This window comes from Rhodococcus sp. P3_B8, assembly GCF_056402775.1.
In genome coordinates, this window is record NZ_JBFUGT010000675.1 from 1 (window position 1) to 837 (window position 837).

At 67.0% G+C, this 837-nt stretch carries 2 protein-coding genes; both read left to right on the forward strand.

Annotation, left to right across the window (positions count from 1 at the left end; translation table 11 throughout):
- A partial coding sequence (locus AC1D1G_RS45675) for a DUF3152 domain-containing protein (protein WP_477956995.1) occupies nucleotides 1-513 on the forward strand: 513 nt, incomplete at its 5' end.
- 133 nt (nucleotides 514-646) lie between these two features.
- Nucleotides 647-837 (forward strand): ThiF family adenylyltransferase (locus AC1D1G_RS45680; protein WP_477956996.1); only part of this gene is annotated, 191 nt, incomplete at its 3' end.

Genomic DNA, 837 nt, shown 5'->3' on the forward strand with positions numbered 1-837 from the left:
ATCGAGGACGGGGTCGACACGTCCGGGTTCGGCGGCGACGAGTCGTTCGGCCGGATGGTCGACCAGACGCTGTCGAATCCGAAGAGCTGGACGAAGGACCCGCGGTTCGCGTTCCGCCGCGTCGACCAGGGCGACCCCGACTTCCGGGTGTCGCTGACGTCGCAGATGACCATCCGTGAGGCGTGCGGCTACGACATCCAGCTGGAGGTGTCCTGCTACAACCCCGGCATCGATCGCGTCGTCCTCAACGAGCCGCGCTGGGTGCGGGGAGCCATCGCGTTCCAGGGCGACATCGGGTCGTACCGGCAGTACCAGATCAACCACGAGGTCGGGCACGCCATCGGCTACCAGGACCACCAGCCGTGCGAGACCGAGGGCGGCCTCGCGCCGGTGATGATGCAGCAGACGTTCGGCACGGCCAACAACGACATCGCGCAGCTCGACCCCGAGGGTATCGTCCCGATGAACGGTCTGACCTGCCATTTCAATCCGTGGCCGTTCCCGAGGGCGTGAGCAGGGGCCGCCCCGCGCGACTGCCGGCGGGAGGGGAAGAATGGACCCTGTCGGAGCGTTGAAGTCAATGCTGTCCGACGCATCGGAAGCTGTCGCGCAACGTCAGGAGTGGGCCGTGTCGCTTGACCGTTCTGTGAAGACCACCGAGGCACTGCCGCCGCTGGTGGAACCGGACGCCGAACTTTCCCGCGACGAGGTGGCGCGGTACAGCAGGCACCTGATCATCCCGGATGTCGGTATGGCGGGGCAGAAACGTCTGAAGAACGCGAAGGTCCTCGTCATCGGCGCGGGCGGCCTCGGGTCACCCGCCCTGCTGTACCTGGC